The organism is Caulobacter sp. FV2ps19, from assembly GCF_058681035.1.
This window is the reverse complement of sequence record NZ_CM178729.1, coordinates 314,193-330,880: the sequence shown is the minus strand read 5'-3', so window position 1 is coordinate 330,880 and position 16,688 is coordinate 314,193. Positions and strand designations below refer to the sequence as shown.

Genomic DNA, 16,688 nt, shown 5'->3' with positions numbered 1-16,688 from the left:
GCCGGTTGCGCATTGAGATCATCGGTGCGTTGCGGCCACGGCGGCGCGTTGGCGATCTCTCACAGCCACGCTTGAGCCATGGGTCCTCGCCACAAGGGCGAGGAGGGCAATATTATTGCCAAGGGTGAGCGGGCGCTCTACCGCGTCGCGTCGTGAATCTCTTCCTTGGTCTCCTTGCCGGCCTTCTTGGCGCCGGCCTTGATGTCCGAGCCCGCCTCCTTGGCCGCGTCGCCCGCCTTCTCGCCAGCGGCCTGCATCTTGTCGCCCGCCTCGCCGGCGGCGTCCTTCAGCTCGGTCCCCGCTTCCTTGGTGCTCTCCTTGATCGCCGTGCCGGCCTGGCGAACGTCGGGATCGGTGGCGATGTTGTGGGCGGCGTCCTTGACCTCCGAGGCGGCGGCCTTGGCGCCCTCCTTGATCTCGGTGGCGTGTTGATCCGAACAGGCCGCCAGCGAGAGGGCGGCGGCGCAGACGGCGAAAATCAGGGTGGAACGCATGGTGATGCTCCTAGACGATATGTCGGCCAAACAACGGTCGCCCAAGGCCAAGGTTCCGAGTCCGTTTTCCGCTCGCCTTCCCTTGGCGCGCTTGGCCCGCTAAACCGCGCTGATGCGCATCGCCTTTCTCGGAACCCCTGATTTCGCCGTCGCCTGTCTGGCCGAACTGGTCGCCGCCGGCCACGAGATCGCCTGTGTCTATTCCCAGCCGCCCGCCCCGCGCGGTCGCGGCCAGGATCTGAAGCCCTCGCCGGTCCACGCTTTCGCCGAGGGGCTGGGCCTGCCGGTCCGCACGCCGGTGTCGATGAAGACGCCCGAAGAGATCGAGGCTTTCCAGGCCCTGGATCTGGACGCGGCCGTCGTGGTCGCCTTCGGCCAGATCCTGGTGAAGGCCGTGCTCGAAGCCCCCCGCGAAGGCTGCTTCAACCTGCACGCCTCGCTGCTGCCGCGCTGGCGCGGCGCCGCCCCGATCCAGCGGGCGATCATGGCCGGAGACGCGGTCACCGGCGTCCAGGTGATGCGGATGAGCGAGGGCCTGGACGAGGGGCCGATCCTGATGTCCGAACAGGTGCGCATCGACCGGCTGGAGACCGCCGGCTCCCTGCACGACAAGCTGGCGCAGGTCGGGGCCCGCATGCTGCCGGTGGCCCTGGGCGCCATCGAGCGCGGCGGGGCCCGCGAGACGCCGCAGAGCGAAGACGGCGTGACCTACGCCAAGAAGATCAAGTCGGCCGAGGCCCGTATCGACTGGAGCCGCACCGCCGCCGAGATCGACTGCCATATCCGCGGCCTGTCGCCGTTCCCCGGGGCCTGGTTCGAAGCCCCGTCCGACAAGGGCCCGGTGCGGGTCAAGGCCTTGCTGTCGCGCGTCGAGGACGAAACCGGCGCGCCCGGGACGGTGCTGGACGATGCGCTGCTGATCGCCTGCGGCCCAAATGGTGAGGGGCGCGCGATCCGCCTGCTGAAGGCCCAGCGCGAGGGCAAGGGCGTGCAGGACGCCGGTGACTTCATTCGGGGCTTCCCCCTCAAGACCGGGACAGTCCTGGCCTGATGCCCCGCTACCGCCTCCTGGTCGAATATGACGGCCGGCCCTATTGCGGCTTTCAGGCCCAGGCGACCCTGCCCTCAGTGCAGGGCGCGATCGAGGCGGCGGTGAAGGCCTTTTGCGGTCAGGAGCTGCGCATCGCGGCGGCCGGGCGCACCGACACCGGCGTCCACGCCACCGGACAGGTCGTGCATGTGGATCTGGAGCGCGACTGGCCGGCCCAGACGGTGATGAACGCCCTCAACGCCCATCTGGTGCGCGAGGCCGTCAGCATCCTGGATTGCGAGATCGCCGACGGCGACTGGCACGCCCGGTTCTCGGCCAATGAGCGGCGCTATCTCTATCGCATCCTCAACCGCCGCGGCCCGCCGGCCCTGGACCAGGGCAAGGTCTGGCACGTCAAGAAGCCGCTCGACGCCGAGGCGATGAACGCCGCCGCCCAGGTGCTGGTGGGCCTGCACGACTTCACCACCTTCCGCGACATGCACTGCCAGGCCAAGTCGCCGCTCAAGACCCTGGATGTCGCCCGCGTGCGGCGGGTGGGCGAAGAGGTGCTGCTGGACTTCGAAGCCCGCAGCTTCCTGCATCGCCAGGTGCGCTCGATGACCGGCACCCTGGTCGAGGTCGGGATCGGGCGCTGGAGCGTGGATGACGTGCGCGAGGCGCTGGAGGCCAAGGACCGCACGGCCTGCGGGCCAGTGGCCCCGGCCGATGGGCTCTATCTGGTCGGCGTGGGGTACGGGGACTGACACTTGCCCCCACCGGGTCGCTTCGCGACCGTCCGCCCCCGTAGGGGGCGGATGAATTCATCTTCCCCCTACGGGGGAGGAGCGCCGGAGGCGCGGAGGGGGCAAGTCAGCCGCGGCCTACAGCACCGAGCAGCTGGTCAGCTGGGCGAACGCTTCCAGGGCCGCCGTGCCGACCACCGAGGTGCCGAAGCGGTCCAGCTCGGGCGACCACACGCAGATCACCGCCTTGCCCGGCACGACCGCCACGATGCCCCCGCCGACGCCGCTCTTGGCCGGCAGGCCGACGCGGTAGGCGAAGCTGCCGACGCTGTCATAGATGCCGCAGGTCAGCAGCAGGGCGTTCAGGCGACGGGTCAGACGGTCGGGGAAGATGGTCTCCTGGATCACCGGCGAGAAGCCGCCTGCCGCCAGGGGCAGCAGGGCGCGGGCCAGCTGCCGGCAGCTCATGGTCAGGGCGCACTGGCGGCAATAGGCGGCGACCACGGCCTCCGGGGCGTGGGTGAGGGTCTCCTTGCCGCGCATCAGATTGGCGATGGCGCGGTTCTGGTGGGCGGTGGCCAGCTCCGACGCGGCGACCGCCTCGTCGATTTCGACCTGCTCATCGGCCAGGAACCCCGCGAAGCCGCGCACCAGGCCGGCGGGGTCCTTGATGGTGTCCAGCAGCAGGTCGGTGATCGCCAGGGCCCCGGCGTTGATGAACGGGTTGCGGGGCACGCCGCCTTCGGATTCCAGCTGCGAGAGATGGTTGAACGGCGTGCCCGACGGCTCCTTGCCGACCCGGGTCCAGACCTCGTCGCCAAAGCGGTTCAGGGCCAGGCCCAGGGCCAGGACCTTGGTGATGCTCTGGACCGAAAAGCCCTCGTCGGCGTCGCCGATCACGTGCTCGCCGCCGGTGACCGTGCACACGGCCATGCCGAATTTTGAGCCCGGCACGTTGGCCAACTCGGGAATGTAATCCGCCGGCCGGCCCTTGCCGAAGTGGGGTTTCACCAGAACGGCGACCTCGGCCAGCACCTGGTCGATCGAGAAATCGTCCATGGCCGCCATGCGCGAAACCCCTAGGCTCTGAAGGTTTCGAAATAGCGGCGGATCAGGGCCTCATAGGCCCTGGCCAGGTCGCGGATCTCCTGCACAGGAACCCGCTCGTCGACCTGGTGCATGGTCGAGCCGACCAGGCCGAACTCGACCACCGGACACAGGCTGCGGATGAAGCGCGCGTCGCTGGTGCCGCCGGTGGTCGAGAGCTCGGGAACCCGGCCGGTGGCCTCCTGGGCGGCGGCGGCGATCACGTCGGTGAAGGGGCCCGGCTGGGTCAGGAAGGCCTCGCCGCTGATCTTGCACATCGCCACGGCGCGGGTCTGGAAGCTTTCGGCCGCCGCGGCGCATTCGCCCTCGATCCAGGCCTGCAGGTCCTTGCCCTGGTGAGCCGGGTTGAAGCGGATATTGACCCGGGCCCGGGCGGTGGCCGGGATCACATTGGTGGCGGTGTTGCCCACATCGATGGTGGTGACTTCCAGGTTCGAGGGCTGGAAGCCCTCGTAGCCCTCGTCCAGCACCCGGCTTTGCAGGCGCGACAGGATCGAGACCAGCATCGGGATCGGATTGGCGGCCCGGTGCGGATAGGCCACGTGGCCCTGCTGGCCCTCGACCGTGATCCAGGCGTTGATGCTGCCGCGCCGGCCGATCTTGACCATGTCGCCCAGGACGCTGGCGCTGGTGGGCTCGCCGACGATGCAGTGATCGATGATCTCGCCTTCAGCGGCCAGGGCCTCGACCACCTTGACGGTGCCGTCCTCGGCCACGCCCTCTTCGTCGCCGGTGATCAGGAAGCTGATCGAACCGGCCGTTTGCGGCATCCGCGAGACGGCGGCGATGAAGGCGGCGATGGCGCTCTTCATGTCGACCGCGCCGCGGCCATAGAGCACGCCGTCCTGGATCTCGGCTTCGAACGGTCCGGCGGTCCAGGCGGCGTCGTCGCCGACCGGCACCACGTCGGTATGGCCGGCGAAGCACAGGTTGGGGCGGGCGGTCCCGCGCCGGGCGTAGAGGTTTTCGATCTCGCCGAAGGTCATGCGGCGGCAGGTAAAGCCCAGACCTTCCAGCTGCCGCTGCACCAGGTCCATCGCGCCGGCGTCGGCTGGCGTCACCGAGGGGCGGCGGATCAGGGCCTGGGCCAGGTCGACGGGATCGATGCTGACAGATGCGGGCGCGGGGCTGGTCATGATCCTGCCTTTAGGCTTCCCTCCGGCGTGACGCAAACCACGCAAGTCTCTTCCACGGATCCCCATGCCCAAGATCGACATCGCCGCCGCGCCCACCCGTTTCGGCACGGCCTATCCGCCGCCCTACGACGCGCCGTGCCAGGGGCGCCAGCGCTGGAAGCTGGGCGACGCGGCGGGGCTCACCCAGTTCGGCGTCAATCTGATGCGCCTGCCGCCCGGCCAGTGGACCAGCCAGCGCCACTGGCACACCGCCGAGGACGAGTTCACCTGGGTGGTCGAGGGCGAGGTGGTGCTGGTCGAGGAGGAGGGCGAGACGATCCTGCGGGCCGGCGATTGCGCGGGCTTCAAGGCCGGCGTCGCCAACGGCCACCACATCCAGAACCGTTCCGACACGGTGGCGGTGCTGCTGGAGATCGGCACGCGCGCGCCGCAGACCGACGGCTGTGACTATCCCGATATCGACCTGATCCTGCGCGAGGGCGAGGAAGGCTACCGGCATCGGGATGGCACGCCGTACGAGGCGGAGGGCGGGCGGAAGCGGTAGGGGTTTCAATCCGCCCCACCTCACCGACTATCCCCGCGAAAGCGGGGACCCAAGCTGAGACTGCCGTGCTCTCTCGATCGGCTGCGACCCAACCTGTGAGTCAGCTTGGGTCCCCGCTTTCGCGGGGATAGTCGGTGTTGTTGTTGGACATAAGTTCATGATATGTTCCCATCGCTCACAGGCGATATCGGAGCCCCTCATGCACAGGATGTTCTGCGTCTATCTACTCGCCAGCCGACCCTACGGCACGCTCTATTGCGGCCATACCGACGACCTCGCGCGCCGGATCTGGGAGCACCAGCAGAAGACCCGCAAAGGCTTCACGGCCAAGTACGGTGTCGATCGGCTGGTCTGGTACGAGCTGGGCGAAACCCGCGAGGGCGCCGTCATCCGTGAACGGCAGATCAAAAAATGGAACCGGGCCTGGAAGATCCAGCTGATCGAGGCCGGCAATCCGACCTGGGCGGATCTGTCCGAAACCCTGAACTGCTGACTGCCTCACCCTAACTCCGACTATCCCCGCGAAAGCGGGGATAATCGGAGTTCTTGCTAGTCCCGCAGCAGATCGTTGATGCTGGTCTTTGACCGCGTCTGGGCGTCCACTGTCTTGACGATCACGGCGCAGTAGAGGCTGGGGCCGCCCTTGGGATCGGGCAGGCTGCCGGGGACGACGACGCTGTAGGGCGGCACCTTGCCGATGTGGACCTGGCCGGTCTTGCGGTCGACGATCTTGGTCGAGGCGCTGAGGAACACGCCCATCGACAGCACGCTGCCCTCGCCGACGATCACGCCCTCGACGACTTCGGACCGGGCGCCGATGAAGCAGTGGTCCTCGATGATGGTCGGGTTGGCCTGCAGGGGCTCCAGCACGCCGCCGATGCCGACGCCGCCTGACAGGTGGACGTTCTTGCCGATCTGGGCGCAGGAGCCCACCGTGACCCAGGTGTCGACCATGGTGCCTTCATCGACATAGCCGCCGATATTGACGAACGACGGCATCAGGATGACGTTCTTGCCGACATAGGCCCCGCGACGGACGATGGCGCCGGGCACGGCGCGGAAGCCGGCGGCTTCGAAATTGGGCGCGTCCCAGCCGTCGAACTTGTTGGCCACCTTGTCCCACCACGGACCCACGGCGCCGCCCAGGGTTCCGGCCCGCATCACGGTGTTGGGGTTGAGGCGGAAGGACAGCAGCACGGCCTTCTTCAGCCACTGATGGGTGACCCACTCGCCGCCCACTTTTTCCGAAACCCGGGCCTTGCCGCCGTCGAGCAGCAGCAGGGCCTCGTCCACCGCTGTGCGGACCGGGCCGGTGGTGGCGGTCGAGACCGCGTCGCGGGCCTCCCAGGCGGCTTCGATCTCGGTTTGCAGGTCAGCCAAAGAAATGGCGGGGGGGCTGATGGTGGTCATGGCTTACAGGTCCTTAAGGCGGGCCAGGTTGAGAAACCCGGCCAGGTCTTGCGTGCGGTAGTGGACGAAGTCGGCGGTCGAGGCGGCCGCGTGGGCCCCGACCAGAACGGTGGTCATGCCCAGGGTCGCGGCCGGGGCCAGGTTCTTCTCGCTGTCCTCGAAGAAGGCCGTGACCGGCGCTGAAACGCTGTGCAGCGCGCTGATCTTCTCGAAGGTCGCCAGGGCCGGCTTGGGCACATAGTCGGCCGTCTCGATGGCGAACACGTCCTCGAACAGATGGTCCAGGCCCAGATGGCCCAGCACCCGCTCGGCATGGCCCAGCGAGCCGTTGGTGAAGATCAGCCGGCGGCCGGGCAGGCGGTGGATGGCGTCGCGAAGGGCCGGATCGGGGACCAGACGGTCCATCGACACGTCATGCACCTCGTCGAGGAACGCCTTGGGGGCCATGCCGTGGTGGGCCATCAGCCCGGCCAGGGTGGTGCCGTGCTCGTGATAGTATTTCTTCTGCAGCGCCCGCGCCTCGTCGCGCGGAAGCCCGGTCTCGCGCTCGACGAAATCGGTCATCCGGCCCTCGATCAGGGCCATGTACTCGCTTTCAGCGGGGTACAGGGTGTTGTCGAGATCGAACAGCCAGGTGTCGACGTGGGTCAGGTCGGCGCTCATCAGGTCGTCCTCCCCTGCGCAGCGGGGGAGGTGGCGCGGCGCGAAGCGCCGTGACGGAGGGGGCGAGGGGCGTGGAAGGCTCCCTCCACCGCTTCGCGGTCCCCCTCCCCCGTTTCACGGGGGAGGATGAGTGCGATCCGCCTCATTTCGAGATCAGCGTACCGGCGCCATGCTCGCTGAACAGTTCCACCAGCATGGCGTGCGGACGGCGGCCATCCAGGATGACCACGGCCTCGACGCCGGCTTCCACGGCGTGGATGGCGTTTTCCAGCTTGGGGATCATGCCGCCGCTGGCGACGCCGCTGGCGATCAGGCCGCGCGCCTCCTCGATGGTCATCTGACGGATCAGCTTGCCGTCGGCGTCCAGCACCCCGGCGATGTCGGTCAGCATCAGCATCCGCTTGGCCTTCAACGCGCCCGCCAGGGCGCCGGCCACGGTGTCGGCGTTGATGTTGAAGGTCTGGCCGGCCTCGGAGACGCCGATCGGGGCGATCACCGGGATGTAGTCGGTTTCCGACGACAGCAGGGCCTGGATGATGTGCGGATCCACCTTGGTCGGCTCGCCCACGAAGCCCAGGTCGACGACCTGTTCGATATTGCTGTCGGGATCGCGCTTGGTGCGGGTGACCTTTTCAGCGGTGATCATCCGGGCGTCCTTGCCCGACAGGCCCACGCCGCGCACGTCGGCCTCGGCCCCGGCCAGGGTGATCCAGTTGGCGATTTCCTTGTTGATGGCGCCCGACAGCACCATCTCGGCCACTTCCATGGTGGCTTCATCGGTGACGCGCAGGCCGTCGATGAAGGTCGACTTGACCCCGGCCCGCTCGAGCATGCGGCTGATCTGCGGACCGCCGCCATGCACCACCACCGGATGGACGCCCAGCAGCTTCAGCAGCACCGCGTCGGCGGCGAACACCTTGGCCACCTCTTCCTGGCCCATGGCGTGACCGCCGTATTTGATCACCACCGTCTCGCGGTCATAGATCTGGATATAGGGCAGGGCCTCGGCCAGGGTCTTGGCGGTGGCCCAGCCCGCTTCCTCGGCGGCGTCGGTCAAGGCGAAAATCCTATGCGGAAAAGGGCGGGTCTCGATAGCGGACCCCGCCCCCCCTGTCACCCCGCCCTGTCACTAAGGCAGAGGGATCAAGTCCGGCGCCGGGTCAGGCGCTGTGGCGGCTGAAGCGCCATTTCATCGCCAGCACCCCGGCCGACATGGTCAGACAGGCCAGGTTGGAGGCGATCACCGGCCAGGCGTGGATCAGCACGCCATACAGCGTCCAGCATGAAAAGCCGGTCACGGTGACCACATACATGCGCAGCGAGACCGACGAGGCGTCGCGCTCGCGCCAGATCTTGATCATCTGCGGCGCGAAGCTGGTGATCGACAGCAGGGCCGCCGCGACGCCGACCGCGACCGCCAGGGGCGATGCGACCATGGTCAGCCGGCCTTTGCCAGGGTGTCGAGGCCCCACAGGGCGATATAGGCGGGCGACAGGGTCAGGCCCGCCGGCGGCGGACCGGGCGCGTGGCCGTCCCGCAGGCAGGCGGTCAGATAGTGCAGGGCGCCACGCACGCCGTTGCTGGAATAGGGCTTGCCGATCACGCCGCAGGCGCCGGCGAAGTCGTCGGGCAGACGCTTGACGTTGGCGGTCATGAAGAGCGCCACGCCGCCGCAATCCTTGTTGATCTGTCGCGCGACCTCAACGCCGGTCGGGCCGTCGGACAGATGAACATCCACCAGGGCCAGGTCAGGGTGAAGGTCGTGCGCCATCTGCACGGCCTCGTCCGCGCTCATGGCGTGTCCCAAGGCGCAGCATCCGGTCTCCTGCAGCAGGAACTCCAGTTCCGTGGCGAGCAGAACTTCGTCTTCAACGATCAAAACGCCGAGCGGGGGCTCGTTCATGGCACATCCTCGCCCGGGTCTAGGTGTGCGCGGCGTTCATGGGCAAGGTGATCACAACGCGCGTTCCCGGCGAGGCGTCCAGGGTCTCGAACTTGGCTTTCAATTGCTGGCAGAGCAGCTGAATGATCGTCAATCCAAACCCGTTGGCGCTTGCCGAGGTCGCTGTACCAACGCCGTCATCGGCGATTTCGATCCGAAAATCGGTTTCGCTTCGCGTGATGCCGACGCAGACCCGGCCCGGGCGGCCTTCCGGGAAGGCGTGGCGGAGGGTGTTGGAGAGAACCTCGTTGACGACCAGGGCGAGGGGCGCGGCCTTCGAGGCGGCGACGTCGACGCGTTCCAGATCGAGGCTGAAGGCGATGTCGTTGCGCCCCCCCGAGCCGACCAGGTCAGCCACCAGATCCTTGACGAAGGCCGAGACATCGAAGTGCTCGACATCGTCGCTCTGAAACAGACGGCGGTGAACCGTGGCGACGGCGTTGACGCGGTCCAGCATGCCGCGCAGCGCCGCCTTCACCGCCGGGTCGGCGACGCGGCGGTTTTGCAGCAGCAGCAGGGACGAGATGAGCTGAAGGTTGTTTTTGACCCGATGATCGACCTCGTGAAGCAGGGCGGTCTTCTGCTCCAGGGCCAGGGTCAGTTCCCGCGTGCGGTCGGCGACCAGCTGCTCGAGATCTTGCCGGGTGGTCAGATCGCTATCCGGCGCGGGAGGGTGTGAAAGGTCTGTCATGCGTCCGCCTGATCCGACATGTCCTGCCTCCCTATCGCGCTCAACGTGTCGAGGGCGCACGCAGTTCCTGGTCCGCGGCCTGGTCTGCCGTCTGGGCAGCATGACGCAAAAATCCCGCAGCGTGAATCGGCCCCGGTGTCACACCGCAGGAGCCGACGGCGGCGACACGGGCGCGCCGGCGTCCTTTTTCAGCTGTGAGATCCTGTCGAACACCCCGCCGCGGCGCCCGTCAGGACACGGCGGCGGGAGGGAGACTCTAGAGACGGCGCTCATGAGGGACGGTCCTTCTTGGCATGCCGGAAGGGCCGGTTGGCGACGCGTTAGAACGCGAACTGGCTCCTCAGATTGACAGCCTGGTAGTCCTGGCTGAGGCCCGCAACGGTGCCGGCCGCGTCCATCCGGTCGATGCTGACATCCAGATAGTCCAGCGAGAACTTGGTCACCCCGTTGGGGAACCAGTTGATGCCAATCGTCGAGATTGTCTGCTCGCCGCCGCGCACGCGATCGGCCGCCAGGGCGGCGTTTTCGTGATGGTTCAGGTCCAGAACCGAATAGCGGGCCGCCAGTTCCCAGGCGCCCCATTGGCCCTTTTTCGGATCAAAGGGTTTTGCGATGCTCGGGGCGTCGAAGGCGAAGGTCGTGGTGTTGTACTTGCGGGTCTCGCCCGTCAGAACCCAGCCGCCTTCGACATACCAGCCGGTGAACTTCGGATCGGAGATCCCGGCGGCGGCGTCGCGACGGTTGACCTTGATGTCGAAATATTCGGCCTGGATCAGCATGTTCTTGCGCTGCGCGGCCAGTTCGAGGCCCAGGTGGGTGGCGCCCGAGGCGTCGATCGCGCCGCTGGTGACCAGTCGCTGGCCATCCACGCGCAGCTCGGGGCGGTCCTGGACGGTGATCGGATAGGCGCCGGTGAGGGCGGCGGTCTGGGCGGGCGTGGCCACGAGGCTGGCGTTGACGCCGGTATGGATCAGCCAGTCCTTGCCCTTGAAGGGCGTGGCGGCGGCGCGGCCCACATAGCCCAGCTGCTCGTCATAGGTCTGGGAGTCGCCGGCCTTGGCGCCGGTGACCGCGCCCGTCAGCAGCCAGCGGTCACCCTTGACCTGGGCCTGTAGGGCGATGCGCTTGTCGGCGCCGGCCAGGGTGCGCGCCGCTTCGGCGGGGGAGGCCCGTTCCGGGAACATTGCGCCCAAGACCGAGCCGGCGTCTTCCAGACCAAGGTTTGGCGCGAACACCCCGACCTTCAGGCTGACGGGCTTGTAGTCGTACTGCAAAAAGGCCTCTTGCAGGAGACCGGCGCCATCCGTGCCCGCGCCGCCGAAGTCGAGCAGGACCCTGTAGCTGAAGGCCTTGTAGAGCTTGCCGTCCACGCCCATGCGGACACGGCGGAAGTTGGTTCCGTTGTTCAGGTCGCGGGCGGCGCCGATCCCGGCGGGCAGGCCCTTGTCCTGATAATACTGCGCGGCGTCCAGCTGCATCACGCCATGGAAGGCCATGCTGAAGGCGCCGTCGCTTGAGGCTATGACCGGCTTGCCGCCGGCGATGGTGACGACGGCGGCGCTCGGGCTGGGGGTCTGGGCGGCGCGGACTTCCTTGATGCTGGTGGCGGTGGAGGCCTTCAGATCGGCGATCTGGCTCGACAGGGCGCTGAGCTGGGCTTCGAGCGCGGCGATACGGGCTTCTGCGTCGGCGGGCGTCTGGGCGTAGGCGGCGCTGGTCATGGCCATGAACGAGACGCCGGCGATTAGGGCCGTTCGAAAGACGGTTTGTGTCGTTTTCATGGGTCTTCCCCTCCCGGCGCTAAAAGGGGCGTCGGTGTGTTGTTGATGGGGAGAGACGATTGAGCCTAGTGGTTAAATTGAGCCTAGGAAATTCAGATTTCTGATTTTCAAAGGCGTGACCGAACGTCGCAGCCGACGGTGCGAAAGCTTTTCGAATCCAAGGATATGGCCGACTATCAGGCTGTCAGCTCGATCCGTTGGCGGATCATGAGGGGGTCGAAAAGGTGCGTGGCGGACGCCCAGGCGCCCGCCATTCCGATCCCTAGAACATCGCTCGGCCGGAGAGGCGCAGATTGTAGCGCTTCTGCTTCTTGGCGGCCTCGACGCCGCCTTCGATGGCCAGATAGGACATCGGCGTGCCTGCCTTCAGCGCGAAGCCCAGGGTCGCGGCGCCCTGCTTGTCGTCGAGCGCGGCCAGGGTGAAGGGGTTGCCGCCGGTGAAGTGCGCCGTCGTGTCGCCCACCTGGCCGGCCAGGGTCTGGCGATAGCCGACCCGAACTTCCGGCCGCCACCAGACGTCCTTGCCATAGTCAGCGCCGAAGGCGATGCCGAACTCGCCGCTGAGATTGCTGGAGGTGCGTTCCTCGACGGTGAGGTCAAAGCCTTTCCCGCCGCCCGATTCCTTGCGTTGCCCCTCGCGCAGCCAGACATAGTCGATGCGGCTTTCAGGGCGAACGAAGTAGCGGCCGATCTTGTGCTCATAGGCGGCGCCGGCGAAGGCGTTCAGGGTCACGCCGGTCCAGTCGGCGTTGTTCTTCAGGATCAGGTCCGCCACGCCGTCGCTATTGGTGTCCGGCGCAATGAAGCGACGGTCGCCGGTGAACCAGCCATAGCCGCCGCCGCCGCCCGCGTTCATGCGCCAGCCGCCGACGGACCGGCGCCAGTAGGCCCCGCCCTGAACGAAGGAGGCGGTGGTCTGCTCGCCGACCTTGGCGACCGTGTCATGCTCTTCAACATTGACATAGGCCAGGGTCAGCCCCAGGGCCCCGCCCGCATCGCCCATCGCCTCATAGCCGGCCACGAAGCCGAAGGCCTGGTTGTCGGAGCCGGAGGTCGGGCCCTTGTCGCGGCGGACCAGGGAGTTGATTTCCTGGATCCACAGGCTGTCGGGGCCATAGCGGTTGCCCGGATCGGGCTTCACGGCGGTGGCGGCCGAGATCATCTGATTGGCGGCCTGAAGCGAGGCGAACAGACCCTCGCCCTGGTCAGGCAACAGCTGATCATACAGGCCCAGGAAGCCGTCCTTGCCGTTCTGGGCCAGAATGGTCGAGGCGATGTTGCTGTCCTGGCCCAGGGCGGCGAACACCGCGTCATAGGCCGAGGTTTCCGACTGGTTCATGCCGATCTCTGCGGCCGTCCGGCGGCGCAGATCGACATAGACGTTGTTGGCGTCGGCGCGGCTGGAGGCGACGTACAGATAGGGCGATTCCGCCAGCAGGCCCTGGCCCAAGGCGCCGGCGTTGACGCTGCCGGCCGAGATCACGGTATAGGACGTCGGCTGGCTGACCAGGCCGGTCAGGCGAATGCCGAGCTGGGCCCCGGAGGCGATATTGGCCGCGCCCGACACGACCAGCTTGGTGTTGGTTCCAGCGGTCGGATCCGCCGTGAACAGGATCTTGCTGGCCGCGCCGAGATCGACGCTGGTGACATTGATCGTCGCGGCGTTGGCGATGCCCAGGCTGCCCGTGCCGACCTTGATGGCCAGCCGGCCGTCGCTGTCGGTGAGGTTGCCCAGGGCGATGGCGCCGCCGTCGATCGTCAGCTTGTCCGCGCCGGCCCCAAAGGCCATCGCGCCGACCAGGCTGCCGCTCTGCAGGTTGAGGCTGTCGTCGCCGGCGCCGAACAGCACATCGCCGATCATCGACGGCGTGGTCGTGGCGACGGCTGTGCCCGTCGTGGTGGTGACGGTGTCCGTCGAGGGATAGGTGCTGGTCGAGGTGTAGGACGTCGGACCCGACTGGGTGACCGTGACGCCCGAGGCGTTGGCGCGCAGGTCCAGGGCGATCGCCGAGCCCGTGGCGGTGACGGTCGAGCTCGTCCCGTCGCGCGTCACGCCGGGGGCGCCGACGGAGGCGCGGATGGAGCCGGTGTTGGTGATGGTCTTGAGCGTTCCGGCCTGATCGAGCACGGCGACGGCGTCGCCCTTTTCGCCCGTGCGCACGGCGGCGATGGTGCTCTTGTTGTTCAGGCTGGTGGCGGCGGCGCCGGTCCCGATCACGACAGCGTGGGCGCTGGCCGTGACGCCGGAGCCCGCATACGAGCTGGAGCTGGCGCCGATGGAGCCGCGATTGAGGATTTCCGCCGTCGTCGCCCCAGCGTTCAGCTTCAGGCCGGTGGCGTCAGCTTCGATGGCGGTCGCCGTCACCTGACCATCATTGCGGACGCCGCCCGAGAGCGTGGTGGCGAAGCCGCCCGAGCCTGTGCCGATCTGGATGGCGGTCGCGTTGACCTTGTCATAGACGCCCGAAGCGCTGATCGCGCCCTTGGCGACCAGGCCATAGGCGTTGTCGGCGGCGCCCACGGCGCCCAGGGTCACGTTCTGGGTGCTGGAGCCGATCAGCAGGGCGGGCGCGCCGCCATAGGTGGTGATGCTCGACGTGCCGCTCGTCGACGAGGTGATGGCGGTCGCGACGGTGTTGCCATCCGCGCCGACCGCGATCGAGGTGTTGGAGCCCTGCAGCAGCAGGCCGCCCGTGACGTCGCCGCCAACCCGGACGCCGGGACCGCCCTGCAGCAGGTCATCGGCGTCGAGCTTGTCGAGCGCCGTGTTTGCGGGGCGCGAGGTATAGCGATAGCCCGTTGTGGAAATCGAACCCTGCAGGACGAGCGGGCCGGTGACGTTGGAATCGATGGCCGCACCGACGGCGTTGGCGCCCTGGGTGCTGATCGTTCCGCCCAAGGTGATCTTGCCGGTCACCGGGGCGGCGACCCGCACGCCGCTGGTGTTGTCACCCAGAACGGTGATCGCCCCGCTGGTGGTCAGGTTGCCGATCAACTGGCTTTCGAGCGAGATCCCGGCGGAGTTGTTGCCCTCGATCGAGATCGTGCCCGCCGAGTCGTGGGTGATGTCGCCGGTAAAGGCGCCGGGACCGGTCAGGCGAACGCCGAAGCGATTCGAACCCTGGGCGAAGGGGCCGTCGATATCGCCGTCCGAATCGGTGTCGGTGGCCGTGTAGTCTTCGTTCAGCGTGATGGCGTTGGAATTGGTGACCGAGCCGGTCTTGCCGCCCAGGATCAGAATGCCGGTCGAGTCATTGACCCCGACCGTGGCCAGGGTCCCCAGGTTGGTGACCTTGTTGTTGCTGTCCAGGGTGATCAAGGCCCCCGCTGTGGTGGGCTTGATCGAGCCGTCCGCCGTCACCTTGACGTCGTCGGCCGCGCCGCTGGCGGCGCTCGACGTCGCGATCGCCGTCGTTCGGGCGGTGGTGACCGTGGTTTCTGCCGACGCGGCGAACGCCAAGGCGAGGAGAGGAGCGGCTGCGACTGTCGCGACCAGGACCTTGCGCTGCATTACGTTCGATACCTCGGAAAGAAACCCAGAGCCTAATTTGCGTCTCGTTGCGGCGAAATTGCGGTGAGCAACGCCATCAACACGCATTCAGACGTCAACCGTCTATCGCATGGCATGCCAGGGCGCCATATCTGGTTCAACGAATCCCTGTCACGGCGAGAATCGAGGCGCGTGTCCATGTCGCCGGCGAACCAGTCCCTTGAGAACGCGGCCCGCCTGGCGCGCCGCGCCGCGTTGCCGGTCCTGGTCGGGCCGGCGGCGATCCTTGTGCTGGCTGCGGCGGGCGCCGCCCAGCCCGGCCCGGCCGTGCTGGCGGCGATCGCCACGGGCCTGGGCGGTCTTTATCTGAACGCCCGCGTGCGCCGGGCGCAGATCGAAGCGCTTCCCGCAGCGGCCCTGGTTCCAGAAGCGCAACAGAAGACCCCGCCCTTCGCCACCATCCTGGAGCGTCTCCCCGATCCGCTGATGGTGATCGCCGCCGACGAGGCCGACGATCTGACCGGTCGCCGCTTCGTGTTCGCCAATGCGGCCGCCCGCGAGCTCTTCCGGATCCAGCGCGAGGGCACGCTGCTGGTGACGGCCATGCGCAACCCGCAGGTTCTGGAGGCGGTGGACGAGGCCCTGTTCGGCGATATCGAGCGGGCGGTGGAATATGAGACCGGCGGCAGCCAGGGGCGCTCATGGATCGCCTATGCCCGGCCGCTGAGCGACGGGCCGGAAGGCTCGCGCCTGGCGATGCTGGTGCTGCGCGACGAGACCGACGCCCGCCGCAGCGAGCGCACGCGCGCCGACTTCCTGGCCAATGCCAGCCATGAGCTGCGCACGCCCCTGGCCTCGTTGTCGGGCTTTATCGAGACCCTGCGCGGCCACGCCAAGGAAGATCCGGTCATCCGGGAGAAGTTCCTGGGCATCATGCAGGCCCAGGCCGAGCGGATGTCGCGCCTGATCGATGACCTGATGAGCCTGTCGCGCATCGAATTGAACGAGCATATCGCGCCGCTGGGTCGGGTGGACCTGGCGATGGCCGCGATCGATGTGATCGACGCCCTCACGCCCCAGGGCAAGGAAAAGGCGATCAGCTTTGATCCTGTCCTGCCGCCGCGCGGCGCCGCCGTGGTCGAAGGCGACCGCGACCAGATCATCCAGGTGGTGCAGAACTTGATCGACAACGCCATCAAATATACCCCGCAGGACGGCGTGGTGCGGATCGAGATCTTTCCGGGCCTGACCGCAGACTCCGCCGCCGAGCCGCGCGATCCGGCGGCGGCGCGAATGTCGCTGCTGACCCCCGACCACGCCGTCGGCGAACGCTACGCGACCTTGCGGGTCACCGATCGTGGCCCTGGCCTGGCGCGCGAGCACCTGCCGCGTCTGACCGAGCGGTTCTATCGCGTCGAGGGCCAGAAGAGCGGCGATCGGTCCGGCACCGGCCTGGGTCTGGCCATCGTCAAGCACATCATGAACCGCCATCGCGGCGGCCTGACGGTCGAGAGCGTTCAGGGTGAGGGCGCGACGTTCGGGATCTACCTGCCGATGGCCAAGGCCGCGGCGGACCGACTCCAGGTTGTGACGGCGGAGGCCTAGGCGCGGGCCTGGCCGGTTCGCTGTCATTAAACTGTCATGGAAACGTCGCATA

At 67.7% G+C, this 16,688-nt stretch carries 15 protein-coding genes and 2 pseudogenes; 5 read left to right on the top strand and 12 right to left on the bottom strand.

Going from position 1 to position 16,688, the window contains the following annotated elements:
• Positions 1-137: 137 nt before the first annotated feature.
• Positions 138-494 (bottom strand): cell surface protein, encoded by a 357-nt coding sequence (locus ACW18B_RS01480; protein ID WP_492049081.1) that lies wholly within the window; start codon positions 492-494, stop codon positions 138-140.
• Positions 495-606: 112 nt separating this feature from the next.
• Between ACW18B_RS01480 and fmt the strand changes: the two genes are divergently transcribed.
• Both fmt and truA read left to right on the top strand, forming a co-directional pair.
• Positions 607-1,545 carry a methionyl-tRNA formyltransferase gene (gene fmt / locus ACW18B_RS01475; protein ID WP_492049080.1) on the top strand — a complete coding sequence of 313 codons (939 nt, stop codon included), beginning with the start codon at positions 607-609 and terminating at the stop codon, positions 1,543-1,545.
• The gene (truA, locus tag ACW18B_RS01470; RefSeq protein WP_492049079.1) at positions 1,545-2,288 is read left to right on the top strand and encodes a tRNA pseudouridine(38-40) synthase TruA; all 744 of its coding nucleotides are present in this window, start codon (positions 1,545-1,547) and stop codon (positions 2,286-2,288) included. Before fmt ends, truA begins: the two co-directional genes overlap by 1 nt.
• Before the next feature lie 117 nt (positions 2,289-2,405).
• Here the strand turns inward: truA and ACW18B_RS01465 are convergent, their stop codons facing one another.
• Entirely contained in the window at positions 2,406-3,326 is a 921-nt protein-coding gene (locus ACW18B_RS01465; RefSeq protein WP_492051838.1) for a glutaminase, read from the bottom strand.
• 20 nt (positions 3,327-3,346) lie between these two features.
• On the bottom strand, positions 3,347-4,510 hold the full coding sequence (gene dapE, locus ACW18B_RS01460) for a succinyl-diaminopimelate desuccinylase (RefSeq protein ID WP_492049078.1): 1,164 nt from the start codon (positions 4,508-4,510) through the stop codon (positions 3,347-3,349).
• Positions 4,511-4,574: 64 nt separating this feature from the next.
• On the opposite strand from dapE, the gene ACW18B_RS01455 reads away from it, so the two are divergent.
• Complete coding sequence (locus ACW18B_RS01455; protein WP_492049077.1) at positions 4,575-5,054, top strand: cupin domain-containing protein; 480 nt, start codon at positions 4,575-4,577, stop codon at positions 5,052-5,054.
• A 208-nt stretch (positions 5,055-5,262) separates the two neighbouring features.
• Positions 5,263-5,547, top strand: coding sequence for a GIY-YIG nuclease family protein (locus ACW18B_RS01450; protein ID WP_492051836.1), 285 nt, complete (start codon positions 5,263-5,265; stop codon positions 5,545-5,547).
• A gap of 56 nt (positions 5,548-5,603) precedes the next feature.
• On the opposite strand, the gene dapD is transcribed toward ACW18B_RS01450, so the two are convergent.
• The 9 genes and pseudogenes from dapD to ACW18B_RS01405 all read right to left on the bottom strand — a co-directional run bounded on the left by dapD (position 5,604) and on the right by ACW18B_RS01405 (position 15,052).
• Positions 5,604-6,464, bottom strand: a complete 861-nt coding sequence (dapD, locus tag ACW18B_RS01445; protein ID WP_492049076.1) for a 2,3,4,5-tetrahydropyridine-2,6-dicarboxylate N-succinyltransferase — start codon at positions 6,462-6,464, stop codon at positions 5,604-5,606.
• A gap of 3 nt (positions 6,465-6,467) precedes the next feature.
• Positions 6,468-7,127 carry a pyrimidine 5'-nucleotidase gene (locus ACW18B_RS01440; RefSeq protein ID WP_492051834.1) on the bottom strand — a complete coding sequence of 220 codons (660 nt, stop codon included), beginning with the start codon at positions 7,125-7,127 and terminating at the stop codon, positions 6,468-6,470.
• A 6-nt stretch (positions 7,128-7,133) separates the two neighbouring features.
• A pseudogene (locus ACW18B_RS01435) lies at positions 7,134-7,273 on the bottom strand (hypothetical protein); the annotation flags it as partial.
• Complete coding sequence (gene argB, locus ACW18B_RS01430; protein ID WP_492049075.1) at positions 7,270-8,184, bottom strand: acetylglutamate kinase; 915 nt, start codon at positions 8,182-8,184, stop codon at positions 7,270-7,272. The pseudogene ACW18B_RS01435 and the gene argB, both read right to left, overlap by 4 nt.
• Before the next feature lie 103 nt (positions 8,185-8,287).
• Positions 8,288-8,563: a SemiSWEET family sugar transporter gene (locus tag ACW18B_RS01425; RefSeq protein WP_492049074.1), complete on the bottom strand. Its 276-nt coding sequence runs from the start codon at positions 8,561-8,563 to the stop codon at positions 8,288-8,290.
• 2 nt (positions 8,564-8,565) lie between these two features.
• On the bottom strand, positions 8,566-9,030 hold the full coding sequence (locus tag ACW18B_RS01420; RefSeq protein ID WP_492049073.1) for a response regulator: 465 nt from the start codon (positions 9,028-9,030) through the stop codon (positions 8,566-8,568).
• A gap of 19 nt (positions 9,031-9,049) precedes the next feature.
• Positions 9,050-9,703 (bottom strand): annotated as a pseudogene (gene lovK / locus ACW18B_RS01415) (photosensory histidine protein kinase LovK); the annotation flags it as partial.
• Positions 9,704-10,080: 377 nt separating this feature from the next.
• Entirely contained in the window at positions 10,081-11,541 is a 1,461-nt protein-coding gene (locus ACW18B_RS01410; RefSeq protein ID WP_492049072.1) for an OprO/OprP family phosphate-selective porin, read from the bottom strand.
• Positions 11,542-11,803: 262 nt separating this feature from the next.
• Positions 11,804-15,052 carry an autotransporter outer membrane beta-barrel domain-containing protein gene (locus ACW18B_RS01405; protein ID WP_492049071.1) on the bottom strand — a complete coding sequence of 1,083 codons (3,249 nt, stop codon included), beginning with the start codon at positions 15,050-15,052 and terminating at the stop codon, positions 11,804-11,806.
• Positions 15,053-15,229: 177 nt separating this feature from the next.
• On the opposite strand from ACW18B_RS01405, the gene ACW18B_RS01400 reads away from it, so the two are divergent.
• Positions 15,230-16,636, top strand: coding sequence for a sensor histidine kinase (locus ACW18B_RS01400; RefSeq protein ID WP_492049070.1), 1,407 nt, complete (start codon positions 15,230-15,232; stop codon positions 16,634-16,636).
• Positions 16,637-16,688: the final 52 nt, after the last annotated feature.

Coding starts and splice junctions, on each gene's coding strand:
- ACW18B_RS01480 (WP_492049081.1), bottom strand. CDS start 494: ATGCGTTCCACCCTGATTTTCGCCGTCTGCGCCGCCGCCCTCTCGCTG.
- fmt (WP_492049080.1), top strand. CDS start 607: ATGCGCATCGCCTTTCTCGGAACCCCTGATTTCGCCGTCGCCTGTCTG.
- truA (WP_492049079.1), top strand. CDS start 1,545: ATGCCCCGCTACCGCCTCCTGGTCGAATATGACGGCCGGCCCTATTGC.
- ACW18B_RS01465 (WP_492051838.1), bottom strand. CDS start 3,326: ATGGACGATTTCTCGATCGACCAGGTGCTGGCCGAGGTCGCCGTTCTG.
- dapE (WP_492049078.1), bottom strand. CDS start 4,510: ATGACCAGCCCCGCGCCCGCATCTGTCAGCATCGATCCCGTCGACCTG.
- ACW18B_RS01455 (WP_492049077.1), top strand. CDS start 4,575: ATGCCCAAGATCGACATCGCCGCCGCGCCCACCCGTTTCGGCACGGCC.
- ACW18B_RS01450 (WP_492051836.1), top strand. CDS start 5,263: ATGTTCTGCGTCTATCTACTCGCCAGCCGACCCTACGGCACGCTCTAT.
- dapD (WP_492049076.1), bottom strand. CDS start 6,464: ATGACCACCATCAGCCCCCCCGCCATTTCTTTGGCTGACCTGCAAACC.
- ACW18B_RS01440 (WP_492051834.1), bottom strand. CDS start 7,127: ATGAGCGCCGACCTGACCCACGTCGACACCTGGCTGTTCGATCTCGAC.
- ACW18B_RS01425 (WP_492049074.1), bottom strand. CDS start 8,563: ATGGTCGCATCGCCCCTGGCGGTCGCGGTCGGCGTCGCGGCGGCCCTG.
- ACW18B_RS01420 (WP_492049073.1), bottom strand. CDS start 9,030: ATGAACGAGCCCCCGCTCGGCGTTTTGATCGTTGAAGACGAAGTTCTG.
- ACW18B_RS01410 (WP_492049072.1), bottom strand. CDS start 11,541: ATGAAAACGACACAAACCGTCTTTCGAACGGCCCTAATCGCCGGCGTC.
- ACW18B_RS01405 (WP_492049071.1), bottom strand. CDS start 15,052: ATGCAGCGCAAGGTCCTGGTCGCGACAGTCGCAGCCGCTCCTCTCCTC.
- ACW18B_RS01400 (WP_492049070.1), top strand. CDS start 15,230: ATGTCGCCGGCGAACCAGTCCCTTGAGAACGCGGCCCGCCTGGCGCGC.